This is a genomic window from Bradyrhizobium ivorense (genome assembly GCF_900696085.1).
Taxonomy (GTDB): Bacteria; Pseudomonadota; Alphaproteobacteria; order Rhizobiales; family Xanthobacteraceae; genus Bradyrhizobium; species Bradyrhizobium ivorense.
Window position 1 is genome coordinate 1,074,048 of the sequence record NZ_CAADFC020000004.1, and the last position, 21,539, is coordinate 1,095,586.

The following is a 21,539-nucleotide window of genomic DNA, read 5'->3' on the forward strand; positions in this document are numbered from 1 at the left end:
AAAATGGGACCGTGACGTTCACGATCCCATTCTGCCCATCAGGCCGTCTTCACACCGGCGACGACACCGGTCGGCTCATCGCTGAGCCAGCGATAGAGCGCGCCGCCCAGCGCGCCGCCGATCAGCGGTGCAACCCAGAACAGCCAGAGCTGCGCCGTCGCCCAGCCGCCGACGAACAGCGCCGGTCCGGTGCTGCGCGCCGGATTGACCGACGTGTTGGTGACGGGAATGCTGACGAGATGGATCATCACCAGCGCGAGCCCGATCGCGAGCGGCGCGAAGCCGGCCGGTGCCTTGCCATGGGTCGATCCCATGATGATGAACAGGAACATCATCGTCATCACCACCTCGGTGATGAAGCACACCACCATGCTGTACTGCCCGGGGGAATGCGCGTCATAGCCGTTCGACGCAAAGCCCTTGCTGACATCGAAGCCCGGCGCGCCGCTGGCGATCACATAGAGCACCGCGGCAGCGACGATCGCGCCCACGACCTGCGCAATGATGTAGGGCAGGATCTGGCCGGTCGGAAACCGCCCGCCGGCGGCGAGCCCGACGGTGACGGCCGGGTTGAGATGGCAACCCGAGATATGGCCGATCGCATAGGCCATGGTGACCACGCTCAGCCCGAACGCCAACGATACGCCGACCAGGCCTATACCGACCTGCGGAAAGCCGGCCGCAATCACCGCACTGCCGCAGCCGGCGAATGTCAGCCAGAACGTGCCGATCAGCTCGGCCGCATATTTCTTCATATCCATGTGGCATCTCCCCTATTTCCAATGTCCGGGTTGCTCAAAACGCCGGGAGCAGCCCTGATCTCGGCGCCAAACCTCCCAAATCAGGGCCACACAAGGGCATTTTCGCCGCATTTCGTGGCTTTAGTAGGCCCGAAAGTCACACCACCGGTGGACATCTGCGCATTTGTCTGATACATGCGCGCGCCTAGGGTTAAGAGGCCGGCCTTTTGCTGTCCCTTGCTTCGCCAGAATTCCGAACCGATCAATGCAAAAGAGGATGCCGCGTGCAGGTTCTCGTCCGCGATAACAATGTCGACCAAGCTCTCAAGGCGCTGAAGAAGAAGATGCAGCGCGAGGGCATTTTCCGCGAGATGAAGCTCCGCGGTCACTACGAAAAGCCCTCCGAGAAGAAGGCCCGTGAAAAGGCCGAAGCCGTGCGCCGCGCACGCAAGCTGGCGCGCAAGAAGCTGCAGCGCGAAGGCCTGCTGCCGATGAAGCCGAAGCCGGTGTTCGGCGCTGGTCCGGGTGGCGATCGCGGCGCCGGCGGCCGTGGCGGCGCGGGCGGTCCTGGTCGCGGTCCGCGCTGAACCGTTTTGCCGATCTGAAAGTCTAACAACGCGGGCCTTGGGCCCGCGTTGTTGTTTTGAAGCAGGCGGCGATCCGGGTTACCTATGCAAAAGCCCCTGCACGAGCGTTTTGCATCATGGCTGTTCCGGCGCCCCGCCCTCGTCTCGGACCCGCGTACCGCCGGCACGCGTCGCGACTCGTCATCCTTGCCGGCGCGCTCGGCCTGACGCTCGGCGGCTGTTCCTTCGACCTCGGATCATGGGGTTCGGACGACAAGCCGAAAACCTCGGCTCCCGTCGCCGACAAGCCGGCGGACACGATCACCAGCCAGGACATCAGCAGCGCCAAGGATCAGGCGGCGCGCGGCCAGGATCTGGCGCGCGCCGGCAAGACCGACGAGGCGCTGGCGGCGTTCGACCAGGCGCTCACATCCGACCCCTACAACATCCAGGCGCTCTATGGCCGCGGCGTGATCTATCAGGGCCGGGGCCAGCATCAGCAGGCGGTCGAGGATTTCACCGCGGCGAGCGGGCTATCGCCGCAGAAGGCCGAGCCGCTGATCGGACGCGCCACCAGCTACCTCGCACTCGACAAGGCCAGGGAAGCCGCCGCCGACCTCGACGAGGCCGTGCAGGCGTCTCCGAACAACGTGGCCGCCTGGAGTGCGCGTGGACAGGCCTATGAGCGGCTCGGCGACAAGGCCAAGGCCGCGGCCTCCTACAACCGCGCGCTGGCGCTGCGGCCAAGGGACGAAAGCGCGCGCAGCGGACTGGCGCGCGTCGGCGGCTAGATCTCGCAGGCTTACTTCGGCAGGACGGCGTGGAACATCGACTTCATGCCGGAGAACACGTCGTCGGTGACCGACGTCCGCTCATCCTTCGGCGCGGGCATCGAGGCCTCGGCGCGCAGGTCGAGCGGCGGGGCTTGCACGATCGGAACCGGGATATCGGCCGGGGGCGTCAGCCGATTCGCGTCCTGGGGGCTGGCGGCATAGGGCGGACGCGGCTGCGCGGGCTGGTCGGCGTTCTCTCCGGCCGGGTTCGACACCATGATCGTCGGCGGCAGCGGCCGGATCGGCGGCGACGCCGCGGCGCGCGGGGTCTCGGGCAGGCGGGCGACATCGGTGCGGGCGGCGTCCGGGGTCCGGGCGGCGTCCTGCGGACGCTCCCGGCGCAGCCGCTCGATCGCCGCACGCGCGAGATCGTTGGCGTCACGGGCCTCGTCCGGTGCAGCCGCCTCAACCGGCGCAGCCGGTGTCGTCGCGGCAGGAGCGGCCGGCTGCGGCACTGCTGTTGGCGTCAGCTTGGCGACCGCCTTGGGCGCAGCCTGACGATGGCGCGGGTCGGTGGGGATGCTGGCGGTCTCGGCCGGCGCATCGGCCGTCTTCTGCTCGGCGGGCTTCTCGGTGACGGTGGCCTTCTCGGCCGCGGCGCGTTCGATCAGCGTCCGCTCCGACATGCCCTTCGCCTTCACGCCGGCTTCAGGCTTCTCGGTCGGCTTGGCGGTGGCCCTTCCATCAGTGGCTTTGGGATCGGCGGCGGCGGACACGGCGGCGGTGGCCGGGGCGTCCGGTTTGGCGACGATGTAGTGGTTAACGATGTAGGCGCCGATGATGGTCGCCGCCACTGACGGCAAGATGTCCATCACGAATTTCTTCAAGTAACTCAGCATGGCCTGCCACTCCCCGCCCTGGATTTCATGCTGGAACTTTGAGGCACATTGAGGGATCAACTGCGTCGGATCGGTGGCAAACGCCCGTTCCGCCAGTCACCTTTGGTGTCACTTTGGTTTCAGCCGGAGGCGCCCCCTGCGCAGAACGCATCCGCCATCCAGATCATCGTGCAGGCGTTAACGGCTTATGAATGTCCACAAGCGTTGAGGCTCGGAACTGCCATTCGGGCTTTGCAGAGGTTCCGGCAGCGCGGCGTCAGGGCTTCAGCTCGACCTCGAGGAACACGATCTCGCTGGCGGTCTCGTTCAGCACGTCGTGCTGGACGCCGGCCTTGCGGAAGTAGGACTTGCCGACGCCGAGCTGAGCCTTCGAGCGGTCGCCGTTCGGCGCCACGATCGTCATCTCGCCCGCCGTGATCGGCACGATGACGTAGTCCATCTCATGGGTGTGGGGACCGGTCGCGCTGCCCGGCGCCAGCCGCCATTCGGTCACGCGGACCTCCGCCGTATCCACCTGGACGTCCGATTTGGCGCTGAGCATTTTCTGATTCTCCATTGCGACACGAAACTACGGCACGAACACCATGAACACGAATACGGCGAACACCACCATGTGCACCAGCCCGAACATGATGTTGGTGCGGCCGGTGCCGAAGGTGAGCATGCTGACCATGAAGGTGAGCAGCAGGATCAGCATGTGCTGGTTGCTGAGTCCGAGCACGAGCTGCTTGTCGAGCGTGTAGGCGGCAAGCGCCACGGCGGGAACCGTGAGCCCGATCGTGGCGATCGACGAGCCCAGCGCGAGGTTGATGCTCTTCTGCAGGTCGTTCTTGCGCGCCGCTGACAGCGCGGCGACGCTTTCCGGCAACAGGATCAGGATCGCGACCAGGAGGCCGGCGAATGCCGGCGGCGCGCCGATCTTCACGGTGACGACATCGACCACCAGCGAGAATTTCTTGGCCAGCAGCACCACGGCGAGCAGCGACAGCACCAGCAGCGCAATGCTGATCGCCAGCATGCGGTCCGACATCACCTCGCCATGTTCGGCCGCCGCATTGGCGCCGCTGACGAAGTAATCACGGTGACGGATGGTCTGGGTGTAGAGGAACACCGCATAGAGCAGCAGGGTCACGGTGCTGACGACGGCGAGTTGGGCAGTGGAGTACACCGGCCCCGGCGCCGTCAGCGTGAAGTTCGGCATGTCGAGCGTGATGGTTGCGAGCACGAACAGCACGCTGAGATAGAGGTTCGCCCCCGTGATCTGGAAATCCTGCTCGCGGTAGCGCAGCCCGCCGATGAAAATGCACAGGCCGACGAGGCCGTTGCAGACGATCATCACCACCGCGAACACCGTGTCGCGCGCCAGCGTCGGGGCCGGCGTGTCGCCGAGCATGATGGTCGCGATCAGCGCCACCTCGATGATGGTGACCGCGAGCGTCAGCAGCAGGGTTCCGAACGGCTCGCCGATCCGCTCGGCGATCATCTCGGCATGATGGACCGCCGCGAACACCGTGCCGAACAGGATCACCAGCAGGACGAGCGCAAACAGCCAGCCGCCGGGCGACGGCGCGAAGCCGTAGCCGGACACCGTGACCGCGGCAAACAGCAGCATCGCCAGCACCGGATACAGCCAGGCCGACCGCGGCATCGGTCCGTGTGCGCTCATGTCGTCAGGTCCCTCACATCGATCGGCCGCGATTATGCGACAGACAATCGCCGCCGTCAGCCTCCCGGCGCGTTGACAAATCGCATGGCGACGCCGGTGGCACCGAAATCGTCGAGGTTGTCGTGCCCGCCGCCTTGCATGCGCACGAACTGCTTGGGCTCGTTGGCGAGGCTGAACAGGCGCTCGCCCAGCAGAAGCGGGATCACCGGATCGTCGGTGCCATGCATGATCAGAAGTGGCGCCGTGACGCGGGCAATCCGCCGGTCGGAGTGGAATTGATCCCGCATCAGCAGGCGGATCGGTACGTACCAGAACGCCTCGCTGGCGACATCGGCGGTCGACGTGTAGGGCGCCTCCAGGATCAACCTGGCGACGCGATGCTCGGCGGCGATCGCGACCGCGACGCCGGTGCCGAGCGAAAATCCCCAGGGAACGATTTGCTCGGCGGGGTAGCGCGCGGCGGCAAACGCGTAGGCGGCCGCGCCATCCTGCAACAGCCCCTGCTCGCTCGGAGATCCGCTCGAGCCGGCGTAGCCGCGGTAGGACAGCGCGACCAGCCCGGTGCCGTCGGCCGTGATGCCCTTGAAGCGCGGCACGCGGCCGGCGAGGAAATCGCCGTTGCCGGGGAAGAACAGCACCACCGGCCGCCCCGGCTTCGCCGGGACGTGCCAGACGATGACCTTCTCGCCGTCGGCGGTGGTCAGCACGTGCTCCTCGGCTTCGGGGAGCCCTGCGACCGCGGGCGCGGTCCGCCCGACCGGCGGCGCCGGAAACAGCAACTCGCGCTGCTTGACGAACAGCACCACGAGGCCGGCGAGATAAATCACCACCGCTGCGATCAGCAGCCATTTCAGGATCGTGAGGACCAGTGCCATCACGGGCCACCGCGGCTATTTTCTGCGGCGGAGCTTGAGCCGCTTCTCGACCTCAAGCCTGATGCCGTCGGGGACAGGACGGCAGGCGCAGGCCACTGCATGCGCCGCGTGCCATTTGATCCGCTGCTCGCACGTCGCCCGGGGCGGCATGCGATGCTCGCGATGCCACTCCCGGTTCAGCACCACCGCAGCGGCCTCACATCGCCTTGACGATGTTCTCGGTGACCTTCTTGGCGTCGCCGAGAAGCATCATGGTGTTGTCGCGATAGAACAGCGGGTTGTCGATGCCGGCATAGCCCGAGGCCAGCGAGCGCTTGATGAACATCACGGTGCCGGCCTTCCAGACCTGCAGCACCGGCATGCCGTAGATCGGCGAGGTCTTGTCCTCCTCCGCCGCCGGGTTGGTGACGTCGTTGGCGCCGATCACGAAGGCGATGTCGGCCTGCGCGAACTCGGAGTTGATGTCCTCGAGCTCGAACACCTCGTCATAGGGCACGTTGGCTTCGGCGAGCAGCACGTTCATGTGGCCGGGCATGCGGCCGGCCACCGGGTGAATGGCGTATTTCACCTCGACGCCTTCCTTCTTCAGGATGTCGGCCATCTCGCGCAGCGCGTGCTGCGCCTGCGCCACCGCCATGCCGTAGCCGGGCACGATGATGACCTTGGAGGCGTTCTTCATGATGAAGGCGGCATCGTCGGCCGAGCCGAGCTTGGCCGGCTTCTGCTCGCCCGAGCCGCCGCCGACGGCTGCGGTCTCGCCGCCGAAGCCGCCGAGGATCACCGAGATGAACGAGCGGTTCATCGCGTGGCACATGATGTAGGACAGGATCGCGCCCGAGGAACCGACCAGCGCACCGGTGATGATCAGCGCCGAGTTGCCGAGCGTGAAGCCGATGCCGGCCGCGGCCCAGCCGGAGTAGGAATTCAGCATCGAGATCACGACCGGCATGTCGGCGCCGCCGATCGGGATGATGATCAGGACGCCGAGCGCCAGCGCGATGATGGTGATCAGCCAGAAGTCGAGCGCGCTGCCGCTCATCACCAGGCCGACGATGAACACGACCAGCAGCACGCCGAGCACGATGTTGATGGCGTGACGGAACGGCAGGATGATCGGCGCGCCGCTCATCCGCGCCGACAGCTTCAGGAACGCGATCACCGAGCCGGTGAAGGTCAGGGCGCCGATCGCGACGCCGAGCGACATTTCGACCAGGCTCTGCTTGTGGATGTTGCCGGGGGTGCCGATGTCGAAGGCTTCCGGCGCATAGAACGCGCCGGCGGCGACCAGCACCGCGGCCATGCCGACCAGCGAGTGGAACGCGGCGACCAGCTCCGGCATCGAGGTCATCGGCACGCGGCGCGCGATCACCGCGCCGATGCCGCCGCCGATCGCGACCGCGAGGATCACCAAGAGCCAGGCGACGCCGTCGGCCGGCGGATGGCTGGCCAGCGTGGTGGCGACCGCAATCGCCATGCCGATCATGCCGAACATATTGCCCTGGCGCGACGACGCCGGGCTCGACAGCCCGCGCAGCGACAGGATGAACAGCACCCCCGCCACGAGATACAACAGTGCAGAGAGATTGGCGCTCATCTCAGGTCCCCCCAAATTCTTGCATCACCCCGAGGTGGTTGCCATTTACTTGGCTTTCTTCTTGTACATCGCCAGCATGCGCTGGGTGACGAGGAAGCCGCCGAAGATGTTCACGCAGGCGAAGATCAGCGCGACGAAGCCGAAGCCGCGGGCCCAGCCCGAGCCGCTCGACACCATGGCAACGCCGACCGCGAGCAGCGCACCGACCACGATCACCGAGGAGATCGCGTTGGTCACGCTCATCAGCGGGGTGTGCAGCGCAGGCGTCACCGACCACACCACGAAATAGCCGACGAACACGGCGAGAACGAAAATCGACAGCCGGAACACGAAGGGATCGACGGCCTGCGCGAGATGCTCCATGGCTTGTCTCCTTATTTCGGCTGGAAGCTGGGATGGATGACGGCGCCGTCCCTGGTCAGCGCGGTGGCCTTCACCAGCTCGTCGTCCCAATTGACCGCGAGCGCCTTGTTGGCCTTGTCGACCATGGTCTCGATGAACGAGAACAAATTGCGCGCGTAGAGGCCCGAGGCCGAAGCCGCGACCCGGCCGGCGACGTTGGTGTAGCCGACGATCTTGACGCCGTCGATGTCGACGACCTCGTTGGCTTTGGCGCCCTCGACATTGCCGCCGCGCTCGACGGCGAGATCGACCAGCACCGAACCCGGCTTCATCGAGCGGACCATCTCGGCGCTGATCAGCTTCGGGGCCGGACGGCCCGGGATCAGCGCGGTGGTGATCACGATGTCCTGCTTCTTGATGTGCTCGGCGGTCAGCGCAGCCTGCTTGGCCTGGTACTCCTTGGACATTTCCTTGGCGTAGCCGCCGGCGGTCTGCGCGTTCTTGAACTCCTCGTCCTCGACGGCGAGGAATTTTGCACCGAGCGATTCGACCTGCTCCTTGGTGGCGGGGCGGACGTCGGTTGCGGTGACCACTGCGCCGAGGCGCCGCGCGGTCGCGATCGCCTGCAGGCCGGCGACGCCGACGCCCATCACGAACACCTTTGCCGCCGGAACGGTGCCGGCCGCGGTCATCATCATCGGGAAGGCGCGGCCGAACGCCTCGGCGCCTTCGATGACTGCGCGGTAGCCGGCGAGGTTGGCCTGCGACGACAGCACGTCCATCACCTGGGCGCGAGTGATGCGCGGCATCAACTCCATCGCGAAGGCGGAGACGCCGGCATCGGCGATCGTCTTCAGCGCGGCTTCGTTGCCGTAGGGGTCCATGATCGCGATGACCAGCGCGCCGCGCTTGTACTTGGCAAGCTCGGAGGCCTCGGGCCGCTTCACCTTGATGACGATGTCGGCGTCCTTGAGCGCGTCGGCGGTGACGGTCGCGCCCGCCGCGGTGAACTCCGAATCGGGCAGGCCGGACTTGATGCCCGCGCCCGGCTCGACCAATACCTCGGCGCCGAGCGCCTTGAATTTCTTGATGGTATCAGGCGAAGCCGCAACCCGCGGCTCGGACGGATCGATTTCCTTGGCAACGGCAATCTTCATGGGCCCTCCGGCGGCGCGAGCAGCGCACGCGTCTTCAAACTAGCGTTATTTTCGCCAGGTTGGATACCCGGTTTCTTTGGACCGGGCTCGACAGGAATACCGGCACCGCCGCGGGACGGCGGGACCGTTGACCGATCAGGAGATCAGACGAGGAAATAGGCCATCAGGATGAGGATGATGGCGACGGTGATGGTGCCGTATTTGACGAGCTTGATGAACCCTTCATAGGTCTGCTCGTGCGCGATGTAATCGTTGCCGTCGGCGGTCGTGTAGGCCACTTCGTTATGGTCTGCCATCGTTGTCCCCAGTCAGAAATTCGCGTTCGGCGAGGCATTACCGCAAACGGGGAGACAGGGCAACGGCGCGGTCCCAATCGGGCCATTTGGAAGGCCAATCGACCCGAATCCGCCGGGGTTCGCAAACCGCTATGGCGCCCGGCGCCGAGACCGATGCGCCTGCCAGATGCCGTCCAGCAGGATTTCGAGCCCGGTCTCGAAGGTCGCCTGGAAATGCTGCGGCTGGAAATAGGGCGCGGCGGCCGCAAGGTGAGGGAAATTCGCCGCGATCATCTCGCCGGAGACCGGTTCCGCGGCCGACGGCCCCCTGGCATAGCCCGCGGTCTCGTCCAGCGCCGCGCCGGTTAGGTAGTAGCCGATCTCGCGAAAATAGGTCGCGGCGTCGCGATCGGAAAAGCCGGCGTCGCGCAGGATGCCGATGATGCCGTCGATGAAGGCGACGCCGGCCGGCGTGTTGAGGCGGTGGGTCGCAAAGAACGGAAAGAACTTCGGATGCTTGAGCGCCATGGCGCGAAAGCCGTGCGCCGCGCGGCGCAGCCGCTCGAGCCAGCCCTGCTCCCCGATGATCGGGACCTCGGCCGCCTTCAGCATCAGGTCGACCAGCGCATCCATCAGATGCGTCTTGCCCGGGAAATGGTGGTAGATGCTCATCGCCTCGCAGCCGAGCTCGCTGCCGAGCCGGCGCGTGCTGAGCGCCGCCAATCCCTCGCGATCGACCAGTGCCATCGCCGCGGCGGCAATCCGCTCCCGCGACAGGCCGGACGCCGGACGGGTCTTCGGCTTGCGGCGTGACGGCCGGGCCGGCCGGCCCGCCGTCGGCTTCGATTTCGCCAATGTCGTCGCCTCCGAGGAATCGCTTGCAACCTTACACTGGAAGGCTGTATCGTGAAATCAGACTTACACCGTAAGGTCGGAGGGCTCCGATGTCTGCAGTCGACGTGTTTGGCCTGCTCGTCCCCGTCACCTATCTCGTCATGCTCGGTATCGAGACGCTGTTTCCGGCGCGGGCGTTTCCCGCCGTGCCCTATTGGCGGCTGAAGGGCCTCGCCTTCCTGATCGTGCAGGGGCTGCTCGCGGCGCTGACGCCGCTGCTGATCCCCGAGCCGTGGCTTGTGCAGCACCGCCTGATCAATCTCGAGAGCCTTGGCGTGATCGGCGGCGCGATGCTCGGCTACGCCGTGGTGTCGTTGATCAGCTACGCCTGGCACCGCAGCGCGCACAGCTTTCCGCTGATGTGGCGGCTATTCCACCAGATCCATCACAGCCCGCAGCGCGTCGACATGTCGGGGGCGGCGCTGTTCCACCCGCTGGAGACCCTGGTCTTCCTGACGATCTCGACCGTCACCACGACGCTCGTGCTCGGCCTCGATCCGGTCGCGGCGGCACTGACCGGTTACATCGCCGCGTTCTATGGCTACTTCCAGCACATGAATATCCGGACGCCGCAATGGCTGGGCTACTTGATCCAGCGGCCGGAAGCGCATTGCATCCATCATCAGCGCGACGTGCACGCCTACAATTACGGCGACCTGCCGATCTGGGACATGCTGCTCGGCACGTTCCGCAATCCGGCAAGCTTCGAGGGCGAGGCGGGGTTCGACCGGCCGGCGAGCGACCGGCTGGCCGCGATGCTCGGTTTTGTCGACGTCAACGCCGAGGCCGCCGGGCCGAACAGCCTCGGCCGCGGCGCCGATCAGCGCGCGTGACGCGCGGGCGAGATCAGGCGATGGCCGGCCTCAGCCCATCGCCTCCAGCTCGTCGATCATGCCGGCGATGACGGACAGGCCGCCATCCCAGAATTTCGGATCCTTGGCGTCGAGCCCGAACGGCTTGAGCAGTTCGGAATAGTGCTTGGTGCCGCCGGCCGCGAGCATGTCGAGATAGCGCTCGGCAAAACCTTCGGAGGCGTGCTCGTAGACCGCATAGAGCGAGTTCACCAGGCAATCGCCGAACGCGTAGGCATAGACGTAGAACGGCGAATGGATGAAGTGCGGGATGTACATCCAGAACGTCTCGTAGCCCGGCTTGATCTCGATCGCGGGTCCAAGGCTCTCGCCCTGCACGCTGAGCCAGATCTGGCCGATGCGCTCGGCGGTGAGCTCGCCGTTCTTGCGCTCGGTGTGCACCGCGCGCTCGAACGAGTAGAACGCGATCTGCCGCACCACGGTGTTGATCATGTCCTCGACCTTGCCGGCGAGCAGCGCCTGGCGCTGCTTTGCGTTCTTGGTCTGCGACAGCAGCCGCTTGAAGGTCAGCATCTCGCCGAACACGCTGGCGGTCTCGGCCAGCGTCAGCGGCGTCGGCGCCATCAGCGCACCGTTCTTCGCGGCCAGCACCTGGTGCACGCCATGGCCGAGCTCGTGCGCCAAGGTCATCACGTCACGCGGCTTGCCCTGGTAGTTCATCAGCACATAGGGGTGCGCCGACGGCGTGGTCGGATGCGAGAACGCGCCGGGCGCCTTGCCGGGCCGGACCGGCGCATCGATCCAGCGATCAGCGAAGAAGCGCTCGGCGATCTCGGCCATCCGCGGCGAGAAGCCGCGATAGGCCGTCAGCACCATGTTGCGCGCCTCCGGCCAGGCGATGGTGCCTGTTGCCGCGAACGGCAGCGGCGCGTTGCGGTCCCAGTGCGGCAGCTTCTTCTTTTTGAACCAGCCGGCCTTCAGCGCATAGTAGCGGTGCGAAAGCTTGGGATAGGCTGATCGCACCGAGGCGACCAGCGCATCGACCACCTCGCGCTCGACGCGGTTGTTGAGATGGCGGGAATCCGCAACGTCCTGGAAGCCGCGCCAGCGGTCGGAAATCTCCTTGTCCTTGGCGAGCGTGTTGGTAACGAGCGCAAAGGTGCGCTCATTGTCCTTGAAGGTCTTTGCCAGCGCTTGCGCGGCGGCCTTGCGCTTGTCGCCCGCCTTGTCCTGCAGCAGGTTGAGCGTCGGCTCGATCGCGAGCTCCTTGCCCGCGACCTTGAAGCGCAGGCCGGAGATGGTCTGGTCGAACAGCCGGTTCCAGGCCGCGTAACCGCTCTGCGCCTTCTCGTGGAAGAGCTGCTCGACGCGGTCCTCGAGCTGGTACGGCTTGTCCTTGCGCAGGTCCTCGATCCACGGCCGGTAATGGCCGAGCTCGGGCTCGGCCAGCGCACGCGCGATCACATCATCGTCAACGCGGTTCAGCTCGAGCGAAAAGAACAGCAAATGCACCGATGCCGCGGTCAGCCGCTCGGACACGTCGCCGTAGAATTTCGAGATCGCGGGGTCGACGCTGTCGCCGGCATGCACGAGGCCGGCGTAAGAGCCGAGACGGCCGGCGAGATCGTCGATCGCCTCGTAACGCCTGACGGCCTCGGCAAGCCACTTCCCGCCGCCGTCGCGAGCGGTATTTTCGGCCAATTTGCCCTTGTACTCGGTCTCAAACGCGACGCAATCTGCATCCATCTTCTGGAGGTCGCGTGCGACTTCTGGCGCGTCGATACCGGCGTAGAGATCTGCCAGATTCCATTCGGGCAGCTTGGCCGTGTTGCCGGACGGCTTTTTCGCCGCAGGTTTTGCGGCGGCCGATTTGCGTTGTGCGGTCGTCTTGCGTTCAGCAATTGTCTTGCGAAGCGTGGCTTCCTTGCGGAGAGCGGACTTGTCGAGAGCAGATTTGGAGCGCGAGGTCATCTTGTTCGAAACCTTACTTCAGTCGGTAAGACGGCGGCTGCGGCGAAATCAAAGCGGGAGTTCAACGTTTAAGAGTGCGTTAATCGGCATCGGCGACAGTGCCCCGATTCGAGACAAATAATCGTAGCGTGCGGGGAAAACCATGGCTGCCACCATTTTGATCGCCGATGACGACGCCGTACAGCGCCGATTGGTTGAAAACATGGTGCAGAAGTGCGGCTATGAGCCCCTCGTCGTCGACTCCGGCGACGCGGCGGTCGCTGCACTGACCGCATCCGAGACCCAGACCATCGACGCCGTGGTGCTCGACCTCGTGATGCCCGGCCTCGACGGCCTCGGTGTCCTCGCAAAGATTCGTGAAGCTGGTTTGAACGTCCCGGTCATCGTGCAGACCGCGCATGGCGGCATCGACAATGTGGTGTCGGCGATGCGTGCCGGGGCCCAGGATTTCGTGGTCAAGCCGGTCGGCTTCGAGCGGCTGCAGGTCTCGCTGCGCAACGCGCTGAACGCCTCCGCGCTGAAGGGCGAGTTGCAGCGCATCCGGCACAGCCGCGAGGGCCGGCTGACCTTCTCCGACATCATCACCCGCAGCGAGGCGATGGCCGGCGTGCTGCGCACCGCGCAGAAGGCGGCATCCTCGACGATCCCGGTGCTGATCGAGGGCGAATCCGGCGTCGGCAAGGAATTGTTCGCGCGCGCCATCCACGGCAGCGGCGAGCGCAAGGCCAAGCCGTTCGTCGCGGTGAACTGCGGCGCGATCCCGGACAATCTCGTCGAGTCGATCCTGTTCGGCCACGAGAAGGGTGCCTTCACCGGCGCCACCGAACGACACCAGGGCAAGTTCGTCGAAGCCCATGGCGGCACGCTGTTTCTCGACGAGGTCGGCGAATTGCCGCTCGCGACCCAGGTCAAGCTGCTGCGCGCGCTGCAGGAGGGCACCGTCGAGGCGGTCGGCGGACGCAAGCCGGTCAAGGTCGATGTCCGCATCATCTCGGCGACCAACCGCAAGCTGCTCGATCTCGTGAAGGGCGGCCAGTTCCGCGAGGACCTGTTCTATCGCCTGCACGTGCTGCCGCTGACGATCCCGGCGCTGCGGCAACGGCGCGAGGACATCCCGCATCTATTGCGGCATTTCCTAGCCCGGTTCTGCGCCGAGGAAAACCGCAACATCAGCGGCATCAGCGGCGAGGCGATGGCGCATCTCGCGCAACTCGACTGGCCCGGCAACATCCGCCAGCTCGAGAACACCGTGTATCGCGCCGTGGTGATGAGCGACGGCGACCAGCTCGGCCTCGCCGACTTCCCGCAGGCGACGGCGCACGCCGTCCCCGAGGGCAAGTCGCTGCAGGGCGAGCCGCTGATCGTGTCGCCGTCGACCGCACCCGCGATGAATTCCGGTAACGAAATACCAACGCCGGCGCCCCTGCCCACGGCGGGCGGCCTCGCGATGCTGAACGCGTCAGGCGATGTGCGCCCGCTGGAAGATCTGGAGAACGAGATCATCCGCTTCGCGATTTCGCATTATCGTGGACAGATGTCGGAGGTCGCGCGCCGCCTCAAAATCGGCCGCTCCACGCTCTACCGCAAGCTCGACGAAGCCGCGGCCGGCACGCGCACCAGCGACGCCAGCTAACGCCAGTTGGAGCGTGATGCGGTTCTCCGAAGATCACGCTCGAACGAGAAACAAGGCCTTGTGGCCTCAAGGCCGCAATGATGGGAACCATTTGAACCGTGGCTTGGCGGTGACAGACAAAGCCTGTGCCGCGTGGCAAAAACGCACAGCCCGAATGAATTCAGTTGGTTCGAGGTCAGTTTGTCGTGAGTTGCCCCGCATGGCGCTGGCTGCATGAGAGGGGCCTATGTATCGTCTGCGTTCGTTGCGTTGCAGGCGTGCGAATCGATCAAGAAGGCCGGCGCTATCGCGCAAGCTGTGAAACCAGATGCTGATTTGAACTGCTCCAAGAGCCGGGGCAGTTTCACCCAGGGGGTGTGACGATGCGTGACTGTTCGAACAACCGTCGGGGATTTGACCGCGTCTTGATGGCCGTCGCGGCAACCTTCCTCACGGTGTCCGCGAGCTCGGCCCTCGCACAGGACACGCCTCGCACCAGTGCCGCGGAGCTTGCCATCGACGCCGCGGTCCCGCGCCCCGAACCTGCCAACGTACCGCCGCCGACCGCTGCCGATTTCAAGGCGGATACCACCGCCGCGCTGCCCGACGCCGCGAAGCCGGCCGACACCAAGCCGGTCGATGCGCAAGCCGCCGATGCCAAGCCGGCCGAGCCCACTGCGCCGGCCACGGCTCCGGAAGCCAAGCCCGCCGATCTTGCCACCGCGCCGGCAACCAAGCCCGCCGACGCGCCGAAGACGGACACGGCCATCGCACCGCCTGCGGCTGCGCCCGCCCCGGCCACCGCCACCGCGCCCGCCGCAACTCCCGCTCCCGCGACCGCTGCGGCTCCGGCCGCCGAGCCGGTCAAGGCCGCCAGCAACGTTCCGGCCGAGGATCAGCCTGTCGCCGACAAGCTGCGCGAAATGCTCGCCAACAAGTCGCTGCGCACCTTCGACCGCAAGAACGAACGTCCGGCGGCCGAGAAATTCTATTCGGCGCGCGAATACGCGCCGGTGTTCACGCATGGCGGCAAGCTGACCGAGACCGGCAAGGGCGTGATCGCACGCCTCAAGGACGCCGCCGCCGACGGCCTCGATCCGGCCGAATACCCGGTGCCGGATTTCGCCGCCGCAACCTCGCCGGATGCGCTGGCCGACGCCGAGCTGAAGCTCGCCGCCAGCATGCTGGACTACGCGCGCCAGGCGCAGAGCGGCCGCATGCATTGGTCGCAGGTGTCGGGCGATATCCTCTATCCGGAACATCCGATCGATCCGGCGGAAGTGTTCGCCAACGTGACCTCCGCCAAGGACGCCTCGACGGCGCTCGACGGCTACAACCCGCCGCAAAAACTCTACAAGGAGCTGAAGAAGAAGCTCGCCGAGCTGCGCGGCCAGGGCGACGGCCCAGTGATCACGATCGCCGAGGGACCTGCGCTGAAATACGTCGCCGCGAAGAAGAAGCAGCCCGCCGTCGAGATGGACGATCCGCGCGTGCCGGACCTGCGCAACAAGCTCGGCATCACGGAAAATCCCGACAGCACGACCTATGACGCGACCGTCGCCAGGGCGGTGGAGAAATTCCAGAACAGCGTCGATCTCAAGCCGACCGGCGTGCTCGACGAACGCACGGTGAAGGCGCTGAACAGCCCGAAGCGCGACAAGCAGATCGACACCGTGATCGTCAACATGGAGCGCTGGCGCTGGCTGCCGCGCCAGCTCGGCGCGGCCAATGTCGGCAACGCCTATGTGATCCTCAACATCCCCGACTATACGCTGAAGGTGATGCAGAACGGAGCGCAGGTCTGGACCACGCGCGTGGTGACGGGCAAGCCGGGCACCCATGCCACGCCGCTGCTGACCGAGACGATGAAGTACATCACGGTCAACCCGACCTGGAACGTGCCGCCCTCGATCATCTACAACGAGTATCTGCCGGCGCTGCAGCAGGACCCGACGGTGCTGCAGCGGATGGGCCTGCGCCTCGAGCGCAACCGCGACGGCTCGATCCACATCTCGCAGCCGCCGGGTGAAGCCAATGCGCTCGGCCGCATCCGCTTCAACTTCCCGAACAAGTTCCTGGTCTATCAGCACGACACGCCGGACAAGTACCTGTTCGGCAAGGACGAGCGCGCCTTCAGCCACGGCTGCATGCGCGTGCAGAACCCGGATCAGTACGCCTCGGTGCTGCTCAACATCACGATGCCGAACGAGCGCTACACGCCGGAGAAGATCCGCAGCATGTACGGCTCGAGCGAGATCGACCTGAAATTCCCGACGCCGATCCCGGTCAACATCACCTACCAGACCGCGTTCGTCGACGACGCCGGCAAGCTGCAATTCCGCAGGGACGTCTACGGCCGCGACGCCACCATGCTGTCGCTGCTCAAGAACAACCGCGGCAAGGATCTCGAGATGGTGGTCGCGCATTCGCAGCCGAGCTACTCGCGCCCGCCGAGCAGCAGCCTGCCCTCCAACGTCTATGCCAGCGGCGACAACACCGGCTTCAATTCCTCCGGACCGTCGTTCTTCGAACGGCTGTTCGGCGGGGGTTTTGCACAGCCGGCACCGCCGCCGGTCCGCCGCGGCCAGGCCCAACCGCAGCGCCGGGTGATCACCCGCTGACCCCTGTTGCGGGGCTGATTCGGGTAAATTTTGAAGTGAAATCAACGATCTCACCTCCCAAGGCGGGATCGTTTACGTTAACCATTACCCGTCTCTGCTGGGGAACAGGGCTCTTTTTTGCCACACTCAAGAAGTTAGTTAAGGCTAACTTGGGGGCGGGTCGGTAAACCTCGGTTAACCCTCCCGCTTTAAGAAAGCGTTCACCGTCTTTCGCGGGGGGTCTGCGAAAGGTGCCGACCGAACGCTCGTCGACTTGGGTGGGCTCATAGTGCTGGCTGTCTTCGCACGCCGCTTCAATTCGCTATTGCTGCCTAAGGCCGGATACCGCGTCGGCCTGACCTCGCTATTGCTGTTGGCGGGCGCCGGATCCGTGCATGACGCGACCGCGCTGAACGAGACCCGCACCCTCTCCTTCCACCACACCCATTCCGGCGAAGACCTCACCGTCACCTTCAAGCGCGAAGGCCGCTATGACGAGGCCGCGCTGAAGCAGCTCAATCATTTCCTGCGCGACTGGCGCAACCAGGATGAGACGGTGATGGACCGTCACCTGTTCGACATCCTCTGGGACGTCTATCGCGACGTCGGCGGCAAGCAGCCGATCCAGATCATCTCCGCCTATCGCTCGCCCGCCACCAACGCGATGCTCCGCCGCCGCTCCTCGGGTGTGGCGCGCCACAGCCAGCATATGCTGGGCCATGCGATGGACTTCTTCATTCCCGGCGTGCCGCTGGAGCAGATCCGCTACGCCGGCCTGCGCCTGCAGCGCGGTGGCGTCGGCTTCTATCCGACCTCCGGCTCGCCGTTCGTCCATCTCGACACCGGCAGCATTCGGCACTGGCCGCGCATGACGCGTGACCAGCTGGCCAGGGTGTTCCCGGATGGCCGCACCGTGCATCTGCCGACCGACGGCAACCCGCTGAAGGGATATGAGCTCGCCCGGGCCGACATCGAGCGCCGCGGCAATGGCGACGATGCCGCGACCGTCGCCAAGCCGAACCTGTTCGCCAAGCTGTTCGGTGGCGGCAAGTCGAGCGAGGATGACGAGGAAGCATCCGTTGCTGTGAGCAGCAAGCCCGCGGCCAACACCGTGGTCGCCGCAGCAGTTCCCGCCAAGGCCGCCGATCCGGTTCCGATGCCGCGCGCCAAGCCGCAGATCGCCGCGACCATCCAGCTCGCCGCCGCCGATGCGCAACCCATCCCGGCGCCGAAGCCCAAGCCGGTTCAGGCCGCCGATACCACCACCGATCCGAAGCCGACCTCGCCCGCCGATATCATCAACGCCCGCGGCTTCTGGGGTGACGAGCCGGGCACGGCCAAGCAGGCTTCCGCGGCGCAGATCGCGGCGCTGAAGGCCCGCGAAGCCGTTGGCGCCGCGGATCCGCAGACCACCGCGACCGCCACGGACAACTTCAACAAGGCGCTCGCCTTCGCGCCGCCGGCGGCCTCGCCGGTTGACCGCGCCAACATCGTCGCGGCCACCGCGCTGATCCCGCGCAACGTGCGCCCGGCCCGCAATCCCGCCGTCGTATCCACCGAAATCAACACTGTCGTGGCCAAGGGCGCGCAGGGTCAGGGCGTGGTCACGACGTCGGCGCGCCTCGCGGCCGCCAAGGGCAACGATCTCTGGATGCGTGTCGTGATGCTCGCGCCAAGCGCCAGCAACGGCATGCTGACCACGGTGCTGGGCGACACCGACATGAGCCTGATGCGCGCGCATTTCATCAAGCCGGCGGCCTCCGTCGCCATGACCTTCTCGGATGACCCGATGATGGGCATGACCTGCGACCGCTTCTCGGGCACCGCCACCGCTACGCTACCGACCCAGTCGTTCGTGCTGCGCACCGCCTCGCTTCGCTGATCTCCACGCAAGTTCGTTCTCAGTCGCTCCGCCTCAAGCCGGCAGTCCTGCCTTGAGCAGGCCGGCCTCGTAGCGGGCACGGTCGAGGTCGCGCTTGTAGTGCTGGGTGGCGAGGTGCGTGGCGATCGAGAACGTCGGCTCGCGTTTGCGCACTTCGGCGGCATGCGCGGCCGCCGCCACCGCGTTACCCATCTGCGCCAATGTTGCGGCGAGGAAGGCGTGATGGGTGTGGTCGGGCCGCGTGATGCGTGAGAACGCCTCGGCGGCTTCGGCGTATTTTTCGGCGCAATAGCAGGCCCGCCCGAGGTGGCTCCAGAACCGTTCGGGGTGGAACGGGTTGAGGCGCATCGCCCGCTTGATCCAGTCGATGCCCTCCTCCGGCCGGCCGAGCCAGGTCAGAAGCTCGCCCTGCTGCACGACGACCAGGTCGTAATTGGGGTTGAGCGCGAGCGCGCGCTCCTGGTGGTAGGCCGCCCTGTCGTGATCGTCGCGATTGAGGTTCACCGCGGCGAGGATGCGGTGCACGTCGCTGTCATTGTCGTCGAGCTTGAGCGCGATCTCGAGTTCCGCGGCCACCTGCGCGAAGGTCGCGTCGCGATCGGCGCACCAGCTGTAGACCCAGCTCTGCCCGAGCACGCAGGCCCGCCAGGCGTGCGCATGCGCATAATTGGGATCGAGCGTGATCGCCCGTTCGAGCAGCCGCTGCGCCTCCGCATTGTCTTCCCGCACCGAGCGGTGATGCAGCACCTTGGCGGCCAGCACGCACTCGTAAGCCGCCATGTTGTCGGTCGGCTTGCGCTTGACGCGGTCATGGGCGGCGGCCTCGACGCGGCCGGGCAAGGTCGCCACGATCGCGCGCGTCATCTCGTCCTGGATGGCGAAGATATCGGCAAGCTCCCGGTCGTAGCGTTCGGCCCAGACGTGCCGGTCGGCTTCGGCGTCGATCAGCTGCACCGTGACGCGAATGCGCTCGCCCGACTTTCGCACGCTGCCTTCCAGCACGTAGTCGACGGCGAATTCCTTCGCGACCTCCTGCACCTTCACGGCCTTGCCCTTGTAGACGAAGGTCGAGTTGCGCGAAATCACCAGTAGGTCGCGGAAGCGCGACAGCTCGGTGATGATGTCCTCGGTCAGGCCGTCGGCGAAGAACTCCTGCTCGGGGTCGCCGCTCATGTTGACGAGCGGCAGCACCGCGATCGAGGGTTTCCTGGCGATCGCCGGCGTCGCCGTGTCCTTGGGGTGCGCGGGAGTGGATCTTGCGTCCGGCCCAAGGTGGATCCGGAAAACGCGGATCGGGCGTGCGATGTTCTTGACGGTCTGGTCGCCGAGATCCTCGAAGCTCAGATCTTCCAGGCGATCGCCGAGCTGGTCGCGGACCGCGCCCGAAACGCATATGCCGCCCGGTTCGGCCAGCGTTTCCAGGCGGGACGCGACATTGACGCCGTCGCCGAAGATGTCGTTGCCGTCAACGATCACATCGCCAAGGTTGATGCCGATGCGAAACTGCATCCACCGCGCCGGCGCGACGTCGACATTGCGCTTCGCCATCCGGCGCTGCACCTCCGCGGCGCACAGCACCGCATCGACCACGCTGTGAAATTCGACCAGCAGGCCGTCGCCGGTGGTCTTGATGATGCGCCCGCGATTCTTGGCGATGGCCGGATCGATCAGCTCGATCCGGTGGGTCTTCAGGCGCGCGAGCGTTCCCGTCTCGTCAGCCTCCATGAGCCGGCTATAGCCGACCATGTCAGCCGCGAGCACCGCAGCGAGCCGGCGCTCTGGTCCTGGCACATCCATCTGTGATCTGCCCGGTTATCTCACCGCACAGTCTAGCAAATCCCAGGAACCGGCCCAAGTCCGGAGTCATGTCCCGGAGTCATGTCCGGAGTATTGCGTTGGTGCCCTGAAGCAGGTCCCCTGCAGGTCGGGAAGCCCCCCGGCTCAGAGCATTCCGAGCGCCTGCATGTAGGTCTCCAGGATGGTCTCCTGCTCCTGGCGCTCATTGGCATCCTGCTTGCGCAGGCGCACGATGGTGCGCAGCGCCTTGACGTCGAAGCCGTTGCCCTTGGCCTCGGCATAGACGTCGCGGATGTCGTCCGAGATCGTCTTCTTTTCCTCTTCCAGCCGCTCGATGCGCTCGATGATGGACTTGAGCTGATCCTTGGCAAATCGCGTTGCGGGCTCTTCCTGAAGGGCGGCAGACGTGGTGGCCATCCGGTACTCCTGAACTGGCATTGATGTGTCGCGCGAATACGCGCCACGCGCACCGCTTGTTGCTGGCGACCCTCGATTTTGAGGCGCCTTCCGTCAAGGAAACATCGCGCTCATCCACAGCGCGCCCACAGGAGATACAAGAGGGATTCATCGGGATGTCGTCATTCCGGAATGGTGCGCCAGCACCAGACCCGGAATTTCGAGATTCCCAGGGGCGCAATGGCGCCCCGCAGTTCGATGCTGCGCATCGCCCCGAAACGACGCTGCTGGTTTGCTCTGAGTCCTAATGCCCGCTTTGGGCCTTCTTCATCGCCGCCAGCTGCTCCGGCGTCGCGCTGCCCTGATATTTGGCCTTCCACTCCTCGTAGGGCATGCCATAGACCGCTTCGCGGCTCTCGTCCTTGCTGACGGCAAGGCCCTTGGCGTCGGCCTCCTCCTTCATCCAGTTGGAGAGGCAATTGCGGCAGAAGCCGGCCAGGTTCATCAGGTCGATATTCTGCACATCGGTGCGATTGCGCAGGTGGTCGACGAGGCGCCGGAAGACCGCAGCCTCGAGTTCCGTTCTGGTTTTGTCGTCAATGCTCATCGCCGTCATCCCGCTGTCGTCGTCACCATATTGATATCAGGTGGGAATTGTCACAGATTTTGCCATATCGCCGCGCAATAC

The 21,539-nt window shown here is 65.7% G+C and carries 20 protein-coding genes; 6 read left to right on the plus strand and 14 right to left on the minus strand.

Annotated elements, in window-relative coordinates; translation table 11 throughout:
* Positions 1-38 precede the first annotated feature (38 nt).
* Positions 39-761: an aquaporin Z gene (aqpZ, locus tag CI41S_RS05775; RefSeq protein ID WP_139857782.1), complete on the minus strand. Its 723-nt coding sequence runs from the start codon at positions 759-761 to the stop codon at positions 39-41.
* Positions 762-1,024: 263 nt separating this feature from the next.
* On the opposite strand from aqpZ, the gene rpsU reads away from it, so the two are divergent.
* Both rpsU and CI41S_RS05785 read left to right on the plus strand, forming a co-directional pair.
* Complete coding sequence (gene rpsU, locus CI41S_RS05780; RefSeq protein WP_139857783.1) at positions 1,025-1,327, plus strand: 30S ribosomal protein S21; 303 nt, start codon at positions 1,025-1,027, stop codon at positions 1,325-1,327.
* Positions 1,328-1,443: 116 nt separating this feature from the next.
* Entirely contained in the window at positions 1,444-2,097 is a 654-nt protein-coding gene (locus tag CI41S_RS05785; protein WP_139857784.1) for a tetratricopeptide repeat protein, read from the plus strand.
* Between the two features lie 11 nt (positions 2,098-2,108).
* On the opposite strand, the gene CI41S_RS05790 is transcribed toward CI41S_RS05785, so the two are convergent.
* The 9 genes from CI41S_RS05790 to CI41S_RS05830 form a co-directional block, all read right to left on the minus strand.
* A complete protein-coding gene (locus CI41S_RS05790; protein WP_139857785.1) occupies positions 2,109-2,978 on the minus strand; it encodes a hypothetical protein in 870 nt (289 codons plus the stop codon).
* A gap of 256 nt (positions 2,979-3,234) precedes the next feature.
* On the minus strand, positions 3,235-3,519 hold the full coding sequence (locus tag CI41S_RS05795) for a cupin domain-containing protein (RefSeq protein ID WP_139857786.1): 285 nt from the start codon (positions 3,517-3,519) through the stop codon (positions 3,235-3,237).
* 27 nt (positions 3,520-3,546) lie between these two features.
* Positions 3,547-4,644, minus strand: a complete 1,098-nt coding sequence (locus CI41S_RS05800) for a calcium:cation antiporter (protein WP_139857787.1) — start codon at positions 4,642-4,644, stop codon at positions 3,547-3,549.
* A 56-nt stretch (positions 4,645-4,700) separates the two neighbouring features.
* The gene (locus tag CI41S_RS05805) at positions 4,701-5,519 is read right to left on the minus strand and encodes an alpha/beta hydrolase (protein ID WP_139857788.1); all 819 of its coding nucleotides are present in this window, start codon (positions 5,517-5,519) and stop codon (positions 4,701-4,703) included.
* A 196-nt stretch (positions 5,520-5,715) separates the two neighbouring features.
* Positions 5,716-7,113 (minus strand): NAD(P)(+) transhydrogenase (Re/Si-specific) subunit beta, encoded by a 1,398-nt coding sequence (locus tag CI41S_RS05810; RefSeq protein ID WP_139857789.1) that lies wholly within the window; start codon positions 7,111-7,113, stop codon positions 5,716-5,718.
* Between the two features lie 45 nt (positions 7,114-7,158).
* Positions 7,159-7,476: a proton-translocating transhydrogenase family protein gene (locus CI41S_RS05815; protein WP_139857790.1), complete on the minus strand. Its 318-nt coding sequence runs from the start codon at positions 7,474-7,476 to the stop codon at positions 7,159-7,161.
* An 11-nt stretch (positions 7,477-7,487) separates the two neighbouring features.
* Positions 7,488-8,612: a Re/Si-specific NAD(P)(+) transhydrogenase subunit alpha gene (locus CI41S_RS05820; protein ID WP_139857791.1), complete on the minus strand. Its 1,125-nt coding sequence runs from the start codon at positions 8,610-8,612 to the stop codon at positions 7,488-7,490.
* 143 nt (positions 8,613-8,755) lie between these two features.
* Positions 8,756-8,908: an aa3-type cytochrome c oxidase subunit IV gene (locus CI41S_RS05825; RefSeq protein WP_139486570.1), complete on the minus strand. Its 153-nt coding sequence runs from the start codon at positions 8,906-8,908 to the stop codon at positions 8,756-8,758.
* Between the two features lie 129 nt (positions 8,909-9,037).
* Positions 9,038-9,742: a TetR/AcrR family transcriptional regulator gene (locus CI41S_RS05830; protein WP_139857792.1), complete on the minus strand. Its 705-nt coding sequence runs from the start codon at positions 9,740-9,742 to the stop codon at positions 9,038-9,040.
* A gap of 89 nt (positions 9,743-9,831) precedes the next feature.
* Here CI41S_RS05830 and CI41S_RS05835 point away from each other — a divergent pair, with 89 nt between their 5' ends.
* A complete protein-coding gene (locus tag CI41S_RS05835; protein WP_139857793.1) occupies positions 9,832-10,614 on the plus strand; it encodes a sterol desaturase family protein in 783 nt (260 codons plus the stop codon).
* A 30-nt stretch (positions 10,615-10,644) separates the two neighbouring features.
* Here the strand turns inward: CI41S_RS05835 and CI41S_RS05840 are convergent, their stop codons facing one another.
* Positions 10,645-12,564, minus strand: coding sequence for a M3 family oligoendopeptidase (locus tag CI41S_RS05840; protein WP_139857794.1), 1,920 nt, complete (start codon positions 12,562-12,564; stop codon positions 10,645-10,647).
* 142 nt (positions 12,565-12,706) lie between these two features.
* Here CI41S_RS05840 and CI41S_RS05845 point away from each other — a divergent pair, with 142 nt between their 5' ends.
* From CI41S_RS05845 to CI41S_RS05855, 3 genes are all read left to right on the plus strand, one after another.
* Complete coding sequence (locus tag CI41S_RS05845; RefSeq protein WP_139857795.1) at positions 12,707-14,197, plus strand: sigma-54-dependent transcriptional regulator; 1,491 nt, start codon at positions 12,707-12,709, stop codon at positions 14,195-14,197.
* Between the two features lie 362 nt (positions 14,198-14,559).
* Positions 14,560-16,797, plus strand: a complete 2,238-nt coding sequence (locus CI41S_RS05850) for a L,D-transpeptidase family protein (RefSeq protein WP_139857796.1) — start codon at positions 14,560-14,562, stop codon at positions 16,795-16,797.
* Positions 16,798-17,065: 268 nt separating this feature from the next.
* Positions 17,066-18,658, plus strand: a complete 1,593-nt coding sequence (locus CI41S_RS05855) for a peptidoglycan L,D-endopeptidase MepK (protein WP_139857797.1) — start codon at positions 17,066-17,068, stop codon at positions 18,656-18,658.
* 33 nt (positions 18,659-18,691) lie between these two features.
* Here CI41S_RS05855 and CI41S_RS05860 read toward each other — a convergent pair whose 3' ends face one another.
* The 3 genes from CI41S_RS05860 to CI41S_RS05870 form a co-directional block, all read right to left on the minus strand.
* Positions 18,692-20,455, minus strand: coding sequence for an adenylate/guanylate cyclase domain-containing protein (locus CI41S_RS05860; protein ID WP_139857798.1), 1,764 nt, complete (start codon positions 20,453-20,455; stop codon positions 18,692-18,694).
* Positions 20,456-20,599: 144 nt separating this feature from the next.
* A complete protein-coding gene (locus CI41S_RS05865) occupies positions 20,600-20,872 on the minus strand; it encodes a DUF2312 domain-containing protein (RefSeq protein ID WP_139486562.1) in 273 nt (90 codons plus the stop codon).
* 283 nt (positions 20,873-21,155) lie between these two features.
* Positions 21,156-21,458 carry a DUF1244 domain-containing protein gene (locus CI41S_RS05870; RefSeq protein ID WP_076862154.1) on the minus strand — a complete coding sequence of 101 codons (303 nt, stop codon included), beginning with the start codon at positions 21,456-21,458 and terminating at the stop codon, positions 21,156-21,158.
* Positions 21,459-21,539: the final 81 nt, after the last annotated feature.

What these genes read in the sequence shown, in the direction of transcription:
- aqpZ (WP_139857782.1), bottom strand. Translation starts at nt 761, where the DNA reads ATGGATATGAAGAAATATGCGGCCGAGCTGATCGGCACGTTCTGGCTG.
- CI41S_RS05785 (WP_139857784.1), top strand. Translation starts at nt 1,444, where the DNA reads ATGGCTGTTCCGGCGCCCCGCCCTCGTCTCGGACCCGCGTACCGCCGG.
- CI41S_RS05790 (WP_139857785.1), bottom strand. Translation starts at nt 2,978, where the DNA reads ATGCTGAGTTACTTGAAGAAATTCGTGATGGACATCTTGCCGTCAGTG.
- CI41S_RS05795 (WP_139857786.1), bottom strand. Translation starts at nt 3,519, where the DNA reads ATGCTCAGCGCCAAATCGGACGTCCAGGTGGATACGGCGGAGGTCCGC.
- CI41S_RS05800 (WP_139857787.1), bottom strand. Translation starts at nt 4,644, where the DNA reads ATGAGCGCACACGGACCGATGCCGCGGTCGGCCTGGCTGTATCCGGTG.
- CI41S_RS05805 (WP_139857788.1), bottom strand. Translation starts at nt 5,519, where the DNA reads ATGGCACTGGTCCTCACGATCCTGAAATGGCTGCTGATCGCAGCGGTG.
- CI41S_RS05810 (WP_139857789.1), bottom strand. Translation starts at nt 7,113, where the DNA reads ATGAGCGCCAATCTCTCTGCACTGTTGTATCTCGTGGCGGGGGTGCTG.
- CI41S_RS05815 (WP_139857790.1), bottom strand. Translation starts at nt 7,476, where the DNA reads ATGGAGCATCTCGCGCAGGCCGTCGATCCCTTCGTGTTCCGGCTGTCG.
- CI41S_RS05820 (WP_139857791.1), bottom strand. Translation starts at nt 8,612, where the DNA reads ATGAAGATTGCCGTTGCCAAGGAAATCGATCCGTCCGAGCCGCGGGTT.
- CI41S_RS05825 (WP_139486570.1), bottom strand. Translation starts at nt 8,908, where the DNA reads ATGGCAGACCATAACGAAGTGGCCTACACGACCGCCGACGGCAACGAT.
- CI41S_RS05835 (WP_139857793.1), top strand. Translation starts at nt 9,832, where the DNA reads ATGTCTGCAGTCGACGTGTTTGGCCTGCTCGTCCCCGTCACCTATCTC.
- CI41S_RS05840 (WP_139857794.1), bottom strand. Translation starts at nt 12,564, where the DNA reads ATGACCTCGCGCTCCAAATCTGCTCTCGACAAGTCCGCTCTCCGCAAG.
- CI41S_RS05845 (WP_139857795.1), top strand. Translation starts at nt 12,707, where the DNA reads ATGGCTGCCACCATTTTGATCGCCGATGACGACGCCGTACAGCGCCGA.
- CI41S_RS05850 (WP_139857796.1), top strand. Translation starts at nt 14,560, where the DNA reads ATGCGTGACTGTTCGAACAACCGTCGGGGATTTGACCGCGTCTTGATG.
- CI41S_RS05860 (WP_139857798.1), bottom strand. Translation starts at nt 20,455, where the DNA reads ATGGATGTGCCAGGACCAGAGCGCCGGCTCGCTGCGGTGCTCGCGGCT.
- CI41S_RS05865 (WP_139486562.1), bottom strand. Translation starts at nt 20,872, where the DNA reads ATGGCCACCACGTCTGCCGCCCTTCAGGAAGAGCCCGCAACGCGATTT.
- CI41S_RS05870 (WP_076862154.1), bottom strand. Translation starts at nt 21,458, where the DNA reads ATGAGCATTGACGACAAAACCAGAACGGAACTCGAGGCTGCGGTCTTC.